11 protein-coding genes are annotated in these 14197 nt (G+C 65.1%); all 11 read right to left on the bottom strand.

The window, feature by feature from the left end; translation table 11 throughout:
• Positions 1-2 precede the first annotated feature (2 nt).
• Positions 3-1631, bottom strand: coding sequence for a CTP synthase (locus tag AC1RB9_RS06715; RefSeq protein ID WP_003092366.1), 1629 nt, complete (start codon positions 1629-1631; stop codon positions 3-5).
• Positions 1632-1801: 170 nt separating this feature from the next.
• Positions 1802-3130, bottom strand: a complete 1329-nt coding sequence (gene tilS, locus AC1RB9_RS06710; protein WP_003122145.1) for a tRNA lysidine(34) synthetase TilS — start codon at positions 3128-3130, stop codon at positions 1802-1804.
• Positions 3131-3199: 69 nt separating this feature from the next.
• The gene (gene accA, locus AC1RB9_RS06705; RefSeq protein WP_003109333.1) at positions 3200-4150 is read right to left on the bottom strand and encodes an acetyl-CoA carboxylase carboxyl transferase subunit alpha; all 951 of its coding nucleotides are present in this window, start codon (positions 4148-4150) and stop codon (positions 3200-3202) included.
• Positions 4151-4299: 149 nt separating this feature from the next.
• On the bottom strand, positions 4300-7821 hold the full coding sequence (gene dnaE, locus AC1RB9_RS06700; RefSeq protein WP_003453637.1) for a DNA polymerase III subunit alpha: 3522 nt from the start codon (positions 7819-7821) through the stop codon (positions 4300-4302).
• A 129-nt stretch (positions 7822-7950) separates the two neighbouring features.
• A complete protein-coding gene (locus AC1RB9_RS06695) occupies positions 7951-9366 on the bottom strand; it encodes an alanine/glycine:cation symporter family protein (protein ID WP_003092370.1) in 1416 nt (471 codons plus the stop codon).
• A 216-nt stretch (positions 9367-9582) separates the two neighbouring features.
• Positions 9583-10188 (bottom strand): ribonuclease HII, encoded by a 606-nt coding sequence (rnhB, locus tag AC1RB9_RS06690; RefSeq protein WP_003098580.1) that lies wholly within the window; start codon positions 10186-10188, stop codon positions 9583-9585.
• A complete protein-coding gene (gene lpxB / locus AC1RB9_RS06685; RefSeq protein WP_003453640.1) occupies positions 10188-11324 on the bottom strand; it encodes a lipid-A-disaccharide synthase in 1137 nt (378 codons plus the stop codon). Before lpxB ends, rnhB begins: the two co-directional genes overlap by 1 nt.
• Positions 11325-11327: 3 nt before the next feature.
• Entirely contained in the window at positions 11328-12104 is a 777-nt protein-coding gene (lpxA, locus tag AC1RB9_RS06680) for an acyl-ACP--UDP-N-acetylglucosamine O-acyltransferase (RefSeq protein ID WP_003092373.1), read from the bottom strand.
• Complete coding sequence (gene fabZ, locus AC1RB9_RS06675; protein ID WP_003092375.1) at positions 12101-12541, bottom strand: 3-hydroxyacyl-ACP dehydratase FabZ; 441 nt, start codon at positions 12539-12541, stop codon at positions 12101-12103. Before fabZ ends, lpxA begins: the two co-directional genes overlap by 4 nt.
• A gap of 45 nt (positions 12542-12586) precedes the next feature.
• On the bottom strand, positions 12587-13648 hold the full coding sequence (gene lpxD / locus AC1RB9_RS06670; protein ID WP_003453646.1) for a UDP-3-O-(3-hydroxymyristoyl)glucosamine N-acyltransferase: 1062 nt from the start codon (positions 13646-13648) through the stop codon (positions 12587-12589).
• Positions 13648-14154, bottom strand: coding sequence for an OmpH/Skp family outer membrane protein (locus tag AC1RB9_RS06665; RefSeq protein ID WP_003098586.1), 507 nt, complete (start codon positions 14152-14154; stop codon positions 13648-13650). Before AC1RB9_RS06665 ends, lpxD begins: the two co-directional genes overlap by 1 nt.
• Positions 14155-14197 lie beyond the last annotated feature (43 nt).

Below are 14197 nucleotides of genomic sequence, written 5' to 3'. Positions count from 1 at the left end.
GCTCAGGCCTTCCCGGAATATTTCAGCGCGGCGTTGACGAAACCGCTGAACAGCGGGTGGCCATCACGCGGTGTGGAGGTGAACTCCGGGTGGAACTGGCAGGCGACGAACCACGGATGCTCCGGGGCCTCGACCACTTCCACCAGGGCGCCGTCGCCGGAGCGGCCGGAAATCTTCAGGCCGGCCTGTTCCAGTTGCGGCAGCAGGTTGTTGTTCACTTCGTAGCGATGGCGATGGCGCTCGACGATCACGTCCTTGGCATAGCAGTCGTGCACCAGGGTGCCGGTCTGCAGCTGGCACTCCTGGGCGCCCAGGCGCATGGTGCCGCCCAGGTCGGAAGCTTCGGTGCGGATCTCGGTGGCGCCGGTCGCGTCCTGCCATTCGGTGATCAGGCCGACCACCGGATGGCCGCTGGACTTATCGAACTCGGTGGAGTTGGCGTCGCTCCAGCCGAGCACGTTGCGGGCGTATTCGATGACCGCGACCTGCATGCCCAGGCAGATGCCCAGGTAGGGAATCTTGTTCTCGCGGGCGTACTGCACGGTGCTGATCTTGCCTTCCACGCCGCGCAGGCCGAAGCCGCCCGGGACCAGGATGGCGTCGACGCCTTCCAGCAGGCTGGTGCCCTGCTGCTCGATGTCTTCGGAGTCGATGTAGCGCAGGTTGACCTTGGTGCGGCTCTGGATGCCGGCGTGGGTCATCGCCTCGATCAGCGACTTGTACGCGTCCAGCAGTTCCATGTACTTGCCGACCATGGCGATGGTGACTTCACGCTCGGGGTTGAGCTTGGCATCGACCACCCGGTCCCATTCGGACAGGTCGGCCTGCCCGCACTCCAGGCCGAAGCGCTCGACGACGATGTCGTCCAGGCCCTGGGCATGCAGCACCGACGGGATGCGGTAGATGGTGTCGACGTCTTCCAGGGCGATCACCGCGCGCTCCTCGACGTTGGTGAAGAGCGCGATCTTGCGCCGCGAGGAGACGTCGATCGGGTGGTCGGAACGGCAGACCAGCACGTCCGGTTGTAGGCCAATGGAGCGCAGCTCCTTGACCGAGTGCTGGGTCGGCTTGGTCTTGGTCTCGCCGGCGGTGGCGATGTACGGGACCAGGGTCAGGTGCATCAGCATCGCGCGCTTGGCGCCGATCTCGACGCGCAGTTGGCGGATCGCCTCGAGGAACGGCTGCGACTCGATGTCGCCGACGGTGCCACCGATCTCCACCAGGGCGACGTCGGCATCGCCGGCGCCCTTGATGATGCGCCGCTTGATCTCGTCGGTGATGTGCGGGATCACCTGCACGGTGGCGCCCAGGTAGTCGCCGCGGCGTTCCTTGCGCAACACGTCCATGTAGACGCGGCCGGTGGTGAAGTTGTTGTTCTGGGTCATGGTGGTACGAACGAAGCGCTCGTAATGGCCCAGGTCCAGGTCGGTCTCGGCGCCGTCCTGGGTCACGAAGACCTCACCGTGCTGGAACGGGCTCATGGTGCCCGGGTCCACGTTGATGTAAGGGTCCAGCTTGAGCATCGTGATCTTCAGGCCACGCGCTTCCAAGATCGCAGCCAGAGAAGCCGAAGCGATGCCTTTCCCCAATGAAGAAACAACACCACCCGTGACGAAGATGTAGCGCGTCATGAAAAACCCTAGAAGTCAGCGTTTAGGCGGGATCAACCGCCGGGGATTCGGAGAAGGGAGGCCAGCTCCCGCCACGGACAAATCCGTGGGCAAAGCAAACTCCTGCTGATTCCGGAGGGAATCGGCGGGAGCAGTACAAGACGGGAGCGTAGTCTACTGGAAACGGCTTACTAGCTCAAACCCGGGTCGTTCGTCGGCGGGCTCCAGGACAGTCGCCAGCCCCCCTCGCGGGGACTGTCCAGGCCAGGAATGTTGGCCACCGCGAGCAGTTCGTCGGCTCGGAAGAGCAGCGGCAAACGACCGCGCAGGAAGCTCGGTACGCCCGCTTCGTTGAGCAATCGCTTGAGGTCGCGGCGACCGCGCCCGGCCAGGGCCAGCACCTCCCCACCCCGCCGGTAGTCGACGCGCAACGGCCCCGCCGGAACCTCGCCGAGCAACGCCAGCCGACCATTGCCGGGAAGAAGCAATGGATGAGCGGGACGCTCCCAGACGAACGGTCCCGCCGCCGCCCGCCAGTCCGCCGGCAACCACCAGATCCGCCCCGCGCCGCGACGCAGCTCGCCGCTCTCCAGGCGCCAGATCGGGTCGGCATCGTCGCCGGCATCGCGCAACGACTCCCAGCCGGCCCAGTGGTCACTGTCCGGCAACCGCGTCAGCTGCCCCAGCCAGGCCCGCAGCAGGTTGCGCTGGCGCGCAGCGCTGAGGCGGCGCAGAGGCTCCAGGGCGATCCGGGGCAGATCCAGCCAGTCCGGCCAATCCAGTTCCGAGGGTTGGCGGCAGGCCCGGAGGTCGATGGCGGCCAGTTCAGCCAGCAGGTCTTCGGCCTCGCGCAGATGCGCCGCGCAGCGCGCCATGCCGGCGACGGCCTGCGGCCAGTGGGAGGCGAGACGCGGCATGATCTCCCGGCGCAGGTAGTTGCGCGAGAAGCGCGGATCCTGGTTGGAAGGATCCTCCACCCAGTCCAGCCGGTGCGTCTGCGCATAGGCTTCCAGTTCGGCGCGGGAAACCCCGAGCAAGGGTCGGCACAGGCGGCCGCCGCCCAGCGGCCGGCTCGCCGGCATCGCCGCCAGGCCGCGCAGGCCCGCTCCACGCAACAGGCGGAACAGCAGGGTCTCGGCCTGGTCGTCGAGGTGCTGCGCGGTGAGCAGCACCTGTCCCTCGCCCAGGTTCGCCTGGAATGCGCGATAGCGGGCGTCGCGCGCCGCCTGCTCGATGCTGCCGCCAACGGCGACCTGCACCCGCTCGACCCGCAGCGGGATACCCAGCGACCGGCAGACCACCTGGCAGTGCGCCGGCCAACCGTCCGCCGCAGCCTGCAAGCCATGGTGGACATGCAGCGCCGACAGCGCCGGCAAGGCTTCGCTCCGGGCCAGTTGGGCGAGCAGATGCAGCAACACCGTGGAATCCAGCCCGCCGGAAAACGCCACGCACCAGCCCCCCGCTTCGCGCCAGGGCGCCAGGGCCTGTAACAGACGGGATTCGAGCGGCACCGCCGGCATGCTTGCGCTCCTCATGCGACAAGCCCGGCGAATGCCGGGCTTGTCGATCGTACCAGTGCGCCGGATGGCTTACGGCGCGCCGTAGCTCATCAGGCGGTCGTAACGACGCTCCAGCAACTCACCCATTTCCAGGCCCTGGAGCATCTTCAGTTGCGCCAGCAGTTCGCCACGGATCGATTCGGCCATGCTCGCCGGATCGCGATGGGCGCCGCCCAGCGGTTCGTCGATGACCTTGTCGACGATGCCCAGGCCTTTCAGGCGCTCGGCGGTGATGCCCATGGCCTCGGCGGCTTCCGGCGCCTTCTCGGCGGTCTTCCAGAGGATGGAGGCGCAGCCTTCCGGCGAGATCACCGAATAGGTGGAGTATTGCAGCATGTTCAACTGGTCGCAGACACCGATGGCCAGCGCGCCGCCGGAACCGCCCTCGCCGATCACGGTGGCGATGATCGGCGTCTTCAGTCGCGCCATCACCCGCAGGTTCCAGGCGATCGCCTCGCTCTGGCCGCGTTCCTCGGCATCGATGCCCGGGTAGGCGCCGGGCGTGTCGATGAAGGTGAGGATCGGCATCTTGAAGCGTTCGGCCATTTCCATCAGGCGGCAGGCCTTGCGATAGCCTTCCGGACGCGGCATGCCGAAGTTGCGCCGGACCTTCTCACGGACTTCGCGGCCTTTCTGGTGGCCGATGACCATCACCGGGGAACCGTCGAGGCGGGCAACGCCACCGACGATCGCCGGGTCGTCGGCGAAATGCCGGTCGCCGTGCAGTTCCTCGAAATCGCTGAACAGGTAGCCGATGTAGTCGAGGGTATAGGGACGCTTGGGATGGCGCGCGAGCTGGGCGATCTGCCAACTGGACAGATTGCCGAAGATGTTTTCGGTGAGCGCCTTGCTCTTGTCCTGCAGACGCGAGATTTCGTCGCTGATGTTCAGCGCATTGTCGTTGCCCACCAGGCGCAGCTCTTCGATCTTGGCTTGCAGGTCGGCGATCGGCTGTTCGAAATCAAGAAAGTTCGGGTTCATAGGCTTCCGTCGTGCGCAGATTCTAGTGGGCCGTTTCCGTTTGGCGCCCTACCTTACGGGATCGGGCGCCAGGGGTCGAGCCGGGAGCAAGGGCGATCCGCGTTTTCCCGCCGCAGAGCGCGGAACAACGGCGTTATCGCCCATCGCGATTAACGATAATTGAGGAAGACGTTGTCGCGCCCGAACTGGTCACGCAATGCCTGGATCAGATCGTCCGCCGGATCCACCCGCCAGCTCTCGCCGAACTGCAGCAGGGCCTTGGCGTCGGCGCTGGTGTAGTCCAGGGTGATCGGGCAGGAACCGCGATGGCGGTTGAACAGCTCGCCCAGCCAGCGCAGGCGATCGCCCTTCAACAGGTCGGCGTGCAGCTTCATCCGCAGGCTCTCCGCCAGGCCGGTACGCGCCTCCTCCAGGCTCATCACGCGCTTGGCGCGCAGGCGCAGTCCGCCGGAGAAGTCGTCCTGGCTGACCTCGCCCTCGACCACCACCAGCGCGTCGGTCTGCAGCAGCGACTGGGCCGCGGCGAAGGCTTCGGAGAACAGCGAGGCCTCGATCCGTCCGGAGCGGTCGTCGAGGGTGACGAAGCCCATCTTGTCGCCCTTCTTGTTCTTCATCACCCGCAGGTTGACGATCAGCCCGGCCACCGTCTGCGTATCGCGCGCCGGCTTCAGCTCGACGATGCGCTGGCGGGCGAAGCGCCGCACCTCGCCTTCGTACTCGTCGATCGGATGGCCGGTCAGGTACAGGCCGAGGGTGTCCTTCTCGCCCTTCAGGCGTTCCTTGAGGGTCAGCTCCTTGACCTTGCGGTGGTTGGCGTAGACATCCGCCTCCGGCTCGGCGAAGACTCCGCCGAACAGGTCCATGTGCCCGCTGTCGTGGCTGCGCGCGGTCTGCTCGGCGGCCTGGATCGCTTCCTCCATCGCCGCCAGCAGCACGGCGCGGTTGAGGTCGACGGTAGCCTGGTAGGCCTTTAGCTCGTCGTGGTAGTGCGGCCCCAGGCGATCCAGCGCACCGGCGCGGATCAGCGCTTCCAGGGTGCGCTTGTTGATGCGTTTCAGGTCGACGCGGTCGCAGAAGTCGAACAGGGTGTTGAACGGCCCGCCTTCGGCGCGGCATTCGGTGATCGCCTCCACCGGCCCCTCGCCGACGCCCTTGATCGCGCCCAGGCCATAGACGATCCGGCCATCGTCGTCGACGGTGAAGCGGAACTCGGAGTTGTTCACGTCCGGCGCCACGATGCGCAGCTTCATGTGCCGGCATTCTTCGATCAGCGTCACCACCTTGTCGGTGTTCTGCATATCCGCGGTGAGTACCGCGGCCATGAACGGCGCCGGGAAGTGGGTCTTCAGCCAGGCGGTCTGGTAGGAGACCAGGCCGTAGGCTGCCGAGTGCGACTTGTTGAAGCCGTAGCCGGCGAATTTTTCCACCAGGTCGAAGATGTTGCCCGCGAGGTCGGCATCGATGCCGTTGTTCTTGCAACCCTCGATGAAACCGCCGCGCTGCTTGGCCATTTCCTCGGGCTTCTTCTTGCCCATCGCCCGGCGCAGCATGTCCGCGCCACCGAGGGTATAGCCGGCCATGACCTGGGCGATCTGCATCACCTGTTCCTGGTACAGGATGATGCCGTAGGTGGGCTTGAGCACCGGCTCCAGGCCGGCGTACTGGTAATCGGGGTGCGGATAGGACAGCTCGGCGCGACCGTGCTTGCGGTTGATGAAGTCGTCCACCATGCCCGACTGCAGAGGACCCGGGCGGAACAGCGCCACCAGTGCGATGAGGTCTTCCAGGCAGTCCGGCTTGAGCTTCTTGATCAGCTCCTTCATGCCGCGCGATTCGAGCTGGAACACCGCAGTGGTCTCGGCCTTCTGCAGCAGCGAATAGGTCGGCTTGTCGTCCAGCGGGATGAAGTCGATGTTCACCGGCTCCAGGCCCTTCTTGGCCTGCTCGCGGTTGATGATCTCCATCGCCCACTTGATGATGGTCAGGGTCCGCAGGCCGAGGAAGTCGAACTTCACCAGGCCGGCCGCCTCCACGTCGTCCTTGTCGAACTGGGTCACCAGGCCGCCGCCTTCCTCGTCGCAGGCGATCGGCGAGAAGTCGGTCAGCTTGGTCGGCGCGATCACCACGCCACCGGCGTGCTTGCCGGTACCGCGGGTGATGCCTTCCAGCTTGAGGGCCATCTCCCAGATCTCGGCGGCTTCCTCGTCGCTCTTGAGGAAGTCGCGGAGCATTTCTTCCTGCTCGTAGGCCTTATCCAGGGTCATGCCGACTTCGAACGGGATCATCTTCGACAGCCGGTCGGCGAGACCGTAGGACTTGCCCTGGACCCGCGCCACGTCGCGTACCACCGCCTTCGCCGCCATGGTGCCGAAGGTGATGATCTGGCTCACCGCGTTGCGCCCGTAGGCGTCGGCCACGTAGTCGATCACCCGGTCGCGGCCCTCCATGCAGAAGTCGACGTCGAAGTCGGGCATGGAGATCCGTTCCGGGTTGAGGAAACGTTCGAACAGCAGGTCATAGGCCAGCGGATCGAGGTCGGTGATCTTCAGCACGTAGGCCACCAGCGAGCCGGCGCCCGAGCCCCGCCCGGGGCCTACCGGTACGCCGTTGTTCTTCGCCCACTTGATGAAGTCCATCACGATGAGGAAGTAACCGGGGAAACCCATCTGGATGATGATATCGAGTTCGAAGTTCAGGCGATCGACATAGACCTGGCGCTTGGCCTCGTAGTCCGGGGTGTCCTTCGGCAACAGCACCTCCAGGCGCTCCTCGAGACCTTCGAAGGAGGCGTGCCGCAGGTAGTCGTCGATGCCCATGCCATTGGGCGTGGGGAAGTCCGGCAGGAAGTACTTGCCCAGCTGCACCTCGATGTTGCAGCGTTTGGCGATCTCGACGGTGTTTTCCAACGCTTCCGGCAGGTCGCTGAACAGCTCGGCCATTTCCGCCGGCGACTTCAGGTATTGCTGGTCCGAATAGGTACGCGGCCGCCGCGGATCGTCGAGGGTCCGCCCCTCGCCGATGCAGACGCGGGTCTCGTGGGCCTCGAAGTCGTCCTGCTTGATGAAGCGCACGTCGTTGGTCGCCACCAGCGGCGCGTTGCAGCGTGACGCCAGAGCCACCGCCGCGTGGAGGTGCTCCTCGTCGTTGACCCGGCTGGTACGTTGCACTTCGACGTAGAAGCGCTCGGGGAACACCTCCATCCACTCGCGCAACAGCGCCTCGGCCTTGGCCTCCTCGCCGTCGAGCAGCGCGTGGCCGATCTCGCCTTCCTTGGCCGCGGACAGCGCGATCAGGCCTTCCGCCGCCTCCTTGACCCAGTCGCGCTCGATGATGATCTCGCCATTGCGCTGGCCTTCGCTCCAGCCGCGGGAAATCAGCTCGGTGAGGTTGCGATAGCCCTTCGCGTTCATCGCCAGCAGGCTCAGGCGGCTGAGCGGGCCATCTTCCTCGCGGCTGGCGAGCCAGATGTCGGCCCCGCAGATCGGCTTGATGCCGGCGCCCATGGCGGTCTTGTAGAACTTCACCAGCGAGCACATGTTGCTCTGGTCGGTGACCGCCACCGCCGGCATGCCCAGCCCTGCCACTGCCTTGGCCAGGGGCTTGACCCGGACCAGGCCGTCGACCAGGGAGAATTCGGTATGCAGACGCAGGTGAACGAAGGATACGGTCATGAAGGCCCCGGAGCAGAAATAACGCAAAAACGACAAGGCCCGGATTGTACCGGGCCCGGTGGCAAAGCTACAGGTTCAAGAGCGGACGATGCGCCTCGGCTGCGCCGAGAAACGTCGCCCGCCCCGCGCTCAGGCGCGGCGGTCGTCCCAGATGCCCGGCTCGAGCTTCTGCTGGACTTCCGGGAACTGGCTGGCGTCGAAGGTCGGCAGCTTGCCGGCCTTGCGCTGGGCGTTATAGTCCTTGGCCAGCTTGATCGCGAGGTTGGACAGCAGCAGGATGGCGATCAGATTGGTGATCGCCATCAGGCCCATCGACACGTCGGCGAGGTTCCAGACGAACGGCAGCGAAGCCAGCGCGCCGAACATCACCATCGCCAGCACGATCAGGCGGAAGATCAACAGGCCCGCCAGGTGGTTGTGCTCGAGGAATACCAGGCAGTTCTCGGCATAGAAGTAGTTGGCGACGATCGAGGTGAAGGCGAAGAACAGGATGATCACCGCCAGGAAATAGCGGCCCCAATCGCCGACCTGGCTGGTCAGGGCATTCTGCACCAGCATGATGCCCTCGCCTTCCTGCGGTCCGGCCAGCAGGATGATGGCGGCGGAAGCGGTACAGATCAGCAGGGTATCGATGAACACGCCGGCCATCTGCACGTAGCCCTGGGACGCCGGGTGCGGCGGATAGGGCGTGGCCGAGGCGGCGGCGTTGGGCGCCGAGCCCATGCCTGCTTCGTTGGAGAACAGGCCGCGCTTGAAGCCGTTGAGGATCGCCGCGCCGATGCCGCCGGCGGCGGCCTCGTGCCAGCCGAAGGCACTCTTCACCACCATCGCGAGGACGCCCGGCAGTTCGCTGAGGTTGAACAGGATGATGCCCACCGCCAGCAGCAGGTAGGCCACCGCCATGAAGGGTACCGCCAGTTCGGAGAAGCGCGCGATGGAGCGCAGGCCGCCGAAGATGATCAACGCGGTGAGGATCACCACGGCGATGCCGCTGATCCAGGTCGGCACGCCGAAGGCGCCCTGCATGGCACCGGTGATGGTATTGGCCTGCACCGAGTTGAAGACGAAACCGAAGGCGATGATCAGGAAGATCGAGAACAGGATGCCCATCCAGCGCGCGCCCAGGCCCTTCTCCATGTAGTAGGCCGGGCCGCCACGGAACTGGCCCTTGTCGTCGCGAATCTTGAACAACTGGGCCAGGGTCGCCTCGACGAAGCCGGTCGCCATCCCCACCAGGGCGATCGCCCACATCCAGAACACTGCGCCGGGACCGCCGAGCGTGATCGCTACCGCCACGCCGGCGACGTTGCCGGTACCGACCCGCGCCGCCAGAGAGGTGCAGAGCGCCTGGAACGAGGAGATTCCCGAGTCGTCCGACTGGCGGCTGCCCTTGAGCACGCTGAAGGTATGACCGAAGTGGCGGAACTGGATCAGCCCCAGGCGCACGGTGAAGTACAGGCCGCAACCGACCAGCAGCCAGATGAGGATCTTGCCCCAGATAAGGCCGTTGAGCAGGTCGACGACCTGAGTGGCGAATTCTTGCATGGATAACTCCCCTGTTCCGCTTGTGGCGGATTGTTGTCAGCCGACCTCCCGGGTAGAAGGCCGCGTGTTTCGGACACACACGGAATGACGTGCGAGCCGAAGGAAATTTCGCTGTGAATGGCACTTGGCAGGAAGGGGCAGGACTTTCCGCTATTGACGTCGCTCGCCGCTTGTCACCAGGCGACAGATACGGTCAGTCACGCGACATCCGTTCAATTATTGAACAGAGACGTCCAGCAATTCGCGAACCGGCGCAAACGAGCGTCGATGGATCGGCGTCGGGCCGAGGCGGGAAAGCGCCTCGAGATGGACCGCGGTCGGATATCCCTTGTGCCCGGCCATGCCATAGCCCGGATAGACCCGGTCCAGCTCGACCATTTCTCGGTCGCGACTGACCTTGGCCAGGATCGACGCCGCAGCGATCGCCGGCACCTGGCTGTCGCCCTTGACCACCGGCGCGCAGGGCACCGCCAGTTTCGGACAACGATTGCCGTCGATCAGGGCCAGCCGCGGAGTCACGCTGAGGCCTTCGACCGCGCGCTGCATGGCGAGCATGGTGGCATGCAGAATGTTCAGCCGGTCGATCTCCTCGACCTCGGCGCGGGCGATGCACCAGGCCAGGGCCTTCTCGCGGATCTCTTCGAACAGCGCCTCGCGGCGGGCTTCGCTGAGCTTCTTCGAGTCGTTCAGGCCGAGGATCGGGCGGCTCGGGTCGAGAATCACCGCGGCGGTGACCACCGGGCCGCACAACGGACCGCGACCGACCTCGTCGACGCCCGCGACCAGATCCTCCACCAGATTGAAATCCAGACCCAGTTGCATCAGCGGCGCTCCACCAGTTGCAGGACGGCTTCCGCCGCCTGTGCCGAGGCATCCTGGCGCAAGGCCCGATGGATGGCATCGAAGAATTCCACCTGCTGTGAGCCGTCGTCCAGCAGCGGCAAGAGGGTTGCGGCCAGCGCTTGCGGAGTCGCGGCGTCCTGGATCAGCTCCGGCACCAACAGGCGTCCGGCCAACAGGTTCGGCAGGGAGATGTACGGGCTTTTCACCAGGCGCTTGAGAATCCGATACGTCAACCCGGCGACCCGATAAGCCACCACCATCGGCCGCTTGTAGAGCAGCGCCTCGAGAGTCGCGGTGCCGGAGGCGATCAGCACCGCATCGCAGGCGGCAAGCGCTTCATGGGACGCACCGTCGAGCAGCGTCAGCGGCAGAGGCTCGCGGCCCTGGAGCATCTGCTCGATCTGTTCGCGCCGTGCAGCGCTGGCGCAGGGCAGCACGAAACGCAGGCCCGGCCGTTCGACGAGCAGGCGCTGGGCGGTGTCGAGGAACAAGGCGCCGAGCTTGCCGACCTCGCCGCCGCGACTGCCCGGCATCAGCGCCAGCACCTGTCCGTCCGCCGGCAATCCGAGCCGCGCGCGGGCCGCAGCGCGATCCGCCTCCAGGGGAATGGTGTTGGCCAGGGGGTGGCCGACGAAACGCACGGGCACCCCATGCTCTTCGTAGAAACGTGCTTCGAAGGGGAACAATGCCAGCATCAGGTCGCAGGCTTCGCGAATCTTCAGCACCCGCTTCTGCCGCCAGGCCCACACCGAAGGGCTGACGTAATGCACGGTGCGCAGGCCAGCCCGGCGCAGCTTGTGTTCGACGCCGAGGGTGAAGTCGGGAGCGTCGATGCCGATCATCACATCCGGCCGGGCCTCGATGAGCGTGCGGATCAGGCGCTTGCGCCGTCGCAACAACTCCGGCAGCCTGCCCAGCACTTCGACCAGGCCCATCACCGACAGGCGCTCCATGGGGAAATAGCTGGACAGCCCTTCGGCCTCCATGCGCGGCCCACCGACGCCGATGAACTCGATATCCGGGTGCCGCGCCCGCAGCGCCTGCATCAGTCCGGACCCGAGGATGTCGCCGGAGGCCTCGCCGGCGACCAGGGCTACGCGTAATCCGTCAGCCATGGCTCAGCGGGTGATGCCGCGGGTTGCGCTCTGGATGGAATCACGGAACACCGCGACCTCGGGGAACTGGGCAGCGCTTTCGGCCAGCTCGGCCAGGGCTTCCTCGACGGTATGTCCCTGGCGATAGACCACCTTGTAGGCACGCCGCAGGGCATGGATGGCCTCGCTGCTGAAGCCGCGCCGACGCATGCCTTCGAAGTTCATGCTGCGGGCTTCGGCCGGGTTGCCGAAGACCGTCACGTAGGCCGGGACGTCCTTGCCGATGGCGCTGCCCATGCCGGAAAAGCTGTGCGCGCCGATCCGGCAGTACTGGTGCACCAGGGTGTAGCCGGACAGGATCGCCCAGTCGTCCACGTGGACATGCCCGGCCAGCGCCGTGTTGTTCACCAGGATGCAATGGTTGCCGATCACACTGTCATGGCCGATGTGCGCATAGGCCATGATCAGATTGTGGTCGCCAATGGTGGTTTCCGCGCGATCCTGGACGGTTCCGCGATGGATGGTCACGCCTTCGCGGATCACGTTGTGGTCACCGATCACCAGGCGCGTCGGCTCGCCCTTGTATTTCAGGTCGGGAGTATCCTCGCCGACGCTGGAAAACTGGTAGATGCGGTTGTGCTTGCCGATCTTCGTGGGGCCCTTGAGCACCACGTGCGGACCGATCACCGTCCCTTCACCGATCTCCACTTCCGCCCCGACGATGGACCACGGGCCCACCTGGACGTCAGCCGCCAGCCTGGCGCTCGGATCGATGATGGCGCGAGGATCGATCAAACTCATAGTTTGCGTTCCGCACAGATGATTTCAGCCGAGCATACCGGCTTGTCGTCGACGGTAGCGTGGCAGTCGAATTTCCAGATGCTGCGCTTCACGCTGATGAACTTGGCGTGCAGTTGCAGTTGGTCGCCCGGCAGGACCGGCTGGCGGAAGCGCAGCTTGTCCGAACCGACGAAGTAGTAAAGGGTGCCGTCGGCGGGCTTCACGTCGAGCATCTTGAAACCGAGGATACCGGCCGCCTGGGCCATCGCCTCGATGATCAGCACGCCCGGCATGATCGGGTGCTCGGGGAAATGTCCGTTGAAGAACGGCTCATTGATACTGACATTCTTGTAGGCGCGAATGCGCTTGCCCTCGATGTCCAGCTCTACCACCCGATCCACCAGCAGGAAAGGATAGCGATGAGGCAGGTATTCGCGAATCTCGTTGATGTCCATCATGTTAGGGGGAGCCTGTTCAGAAAAGGGTGACGCAAAAAACGTCAATTACGCATCAGATGAAGCGTCACCGCTTGAGGTCACGGCAGCCAGGCGTTTTTCCAGCTGCTGAAGTCGACGCGCCATGTCGTCCAGTTGACGAATGCGCGCGGCGCTTTTTTTCCATTCGGCCGCCGGTTGCATGGCGGTACCGGAGGAATACGATCCCGGCTCGGTGATCGAGCGGGTCACCATGGTCATGCCGGTCACGAAAACGTTGTCGCAGATCTCGATATGGCCGACCAGGCCAACGCCGCCGGCGAACATGCAATGCCTGCCGATCTTGGCGCTGCCGGAAATGCCGACGCAAGCGGCCATGGCGGTATGATCGCCGATCTGCACGTTGTGCGCGATCATGATCTGGTTGTCCAGCTTCACACCGTTGCCGATCAGCGTATCGGACAGTGCTCCACGGTCGATGGTGGTGTTCGCGCCGATCTCGACGTCGTCACCGATGGTCACCCCGCCGATCTGGGCGATCTTCTGCCAGACGCCCTTCTCGTTGGCGAAACCGAAACCTTCGCCGCCGATCACCGCGCCCGACTGGATACTCACCCGCGCGCCGATGGTGACGTCGTGGTAGAGCGTGACCCGCGGCGCCAGCCAGCCGCCTTCGCCGATCACGCTACGGGCTCCGATCACGCAGTGCGCGCCGATGCTGACGCCAGCGCCGATGCGGGCGCCACTCTCGATCACCGCATAGGCGCCGACGCTGGCGCTCGGATCGACCTCGGCGTCCGCCGCGACGATGGCGGTAGGATGGATACCGGCGGCCGCCTTCGGTTTGCGATCGAACAGGTGCGACAGGCTGGCATAGGCCAGGTAGGGGTTGGCCACCACCAGCGCGGTACCGGCGAACCCGTCGGCGTCGGCAGCCGTCAGCAGGACGGCGCCGGCACGGCTTTCGGGCAGGTACTTGCGATACTGCGGGTTGGCCAGGAAGCTCAGCTGAGCCGGTCCGGCCTCCTGCAAGGTCGCCAGGCCCTGGATCGGCAGGTCCGCGTCGCCACGGACTTCCGCGCCGACATGCGCGGCCAGCTGGCCCAGGGTGTAGGACAAGGTACTCATCATCAACGCAGCTGGTTCATCCGCTCGATCACCTGGCGGGTGATGTCGTATTGCGGCTTGACGTCGACCACGGCGCCACGTTCGATGACCATGTCGTAACCACCTTTCTTGATGGTCTCCTCGACGGCCTGGTCCAGCTTCGGCTTGAGTTTCTTCAGCATGTCGCGGTCGGCGGCGGCCTTCGACTCGTTCAATTCCTTGGACTGGAACTGGAAGTCACGGGCCTTCTGCTTGAAGTCCAGCTCGGCCTTCTCGCGGTCGCCCTGGGACATCTTGCTGCCGTTGGAAACCAGCTTGTCCTGCAGAGCCTTGGCGTCGCGCTCGAGGTTCTTCAGCTTGTTCAGCTGGGGGCCGAACTTCTTCTCGGCATCCACGGCGTATTGCTTGGCGGCATCGGACTCGAGCAGCGCCATCTGGTAGTTGAGCACCGCGATCTTCATTTCAGCGAACGCCGAAGGAGCCGCCATGATGGCTGCGGTGATCAGGACGAACTGGGTGAACTTACGCACGATGCACTCCTGCACAAAGCATGGTTTCGTTACTCGGTACTAC

The organism is Pseudomonas sp. 20-5 (assembly GCF_056782835.1).
Note: the sequence above shows the minus strand (reverse complement) of the source record. Positions and strands in the feature narration are given on the sequence as shown.

Coding starts and splice junctions, on each gene's coding strand:
- AC1RB9_RS06715 (WP_003092366.1), bottom strand. CDS start 1,631: ATGACGCGCTACATCTTCGTCACGGGTGGTGTTGTTTCTTCATTGGGG.
- tilS (WP_003122145.1), bottom strand. CDS start 3,130: ATGCCGGCGGTGCCGCTCGAATCCCGTCTGTTACAGGCCCTGGCGCCC.
- accA (WP_003109333.1), bottom strand. CDS start 4,150: ATGAACCCGAACTTTCTTGATTTCGAACAGCCGATCGCCGACCTGCAA.
- dnaE (WP_003453637.1), bottom strand. CDS start 7,821: ATGACCGTATCCTTCGTTCACCTGCGTCTGCATACCGAATTCTCCCTG.
- AC1RB9_RS06695 (WP_003092370.1), bottom strand. CDS start 9,366: ATGCAAGAATTCGCCACTCAGGTCGTCGACCTGCTCAACGGCCTTATC.
- rnhB (WP_003098580.1), bottom strand. CDS start 10,188: ATGCAACTGGGTCTGGATTTCAATCTGGTGGAGGATCTGGTCGCGGGC.
- lpxB (WP_003453640.1), bottom strand. CDS start 11,324: ATGGCTGACGGATTACGCGTAGCCCTGGTCGCCGGCGAGGCCTCCGGC.
- lpxA (WP_003092373.1), bottom strand. CDS start 12,104: ATGAGTTTGATCGATCCTCGCGCCATCATCGATCCGAGCGCCAGGCTG.
- fabZ (WP_003092375.1), bottom strand. CDS start 12,541: ATGATGGACATCAACGAGATTCGCGAATACCTGCCTCATCGCTATCCT.
- lpxD (WP_003453646.1), bottom strand. CDS start 13,648: ATGATGAGTACCTTGTCCTACACCCTGGGCCAGCTGGCCGCGCATGTC.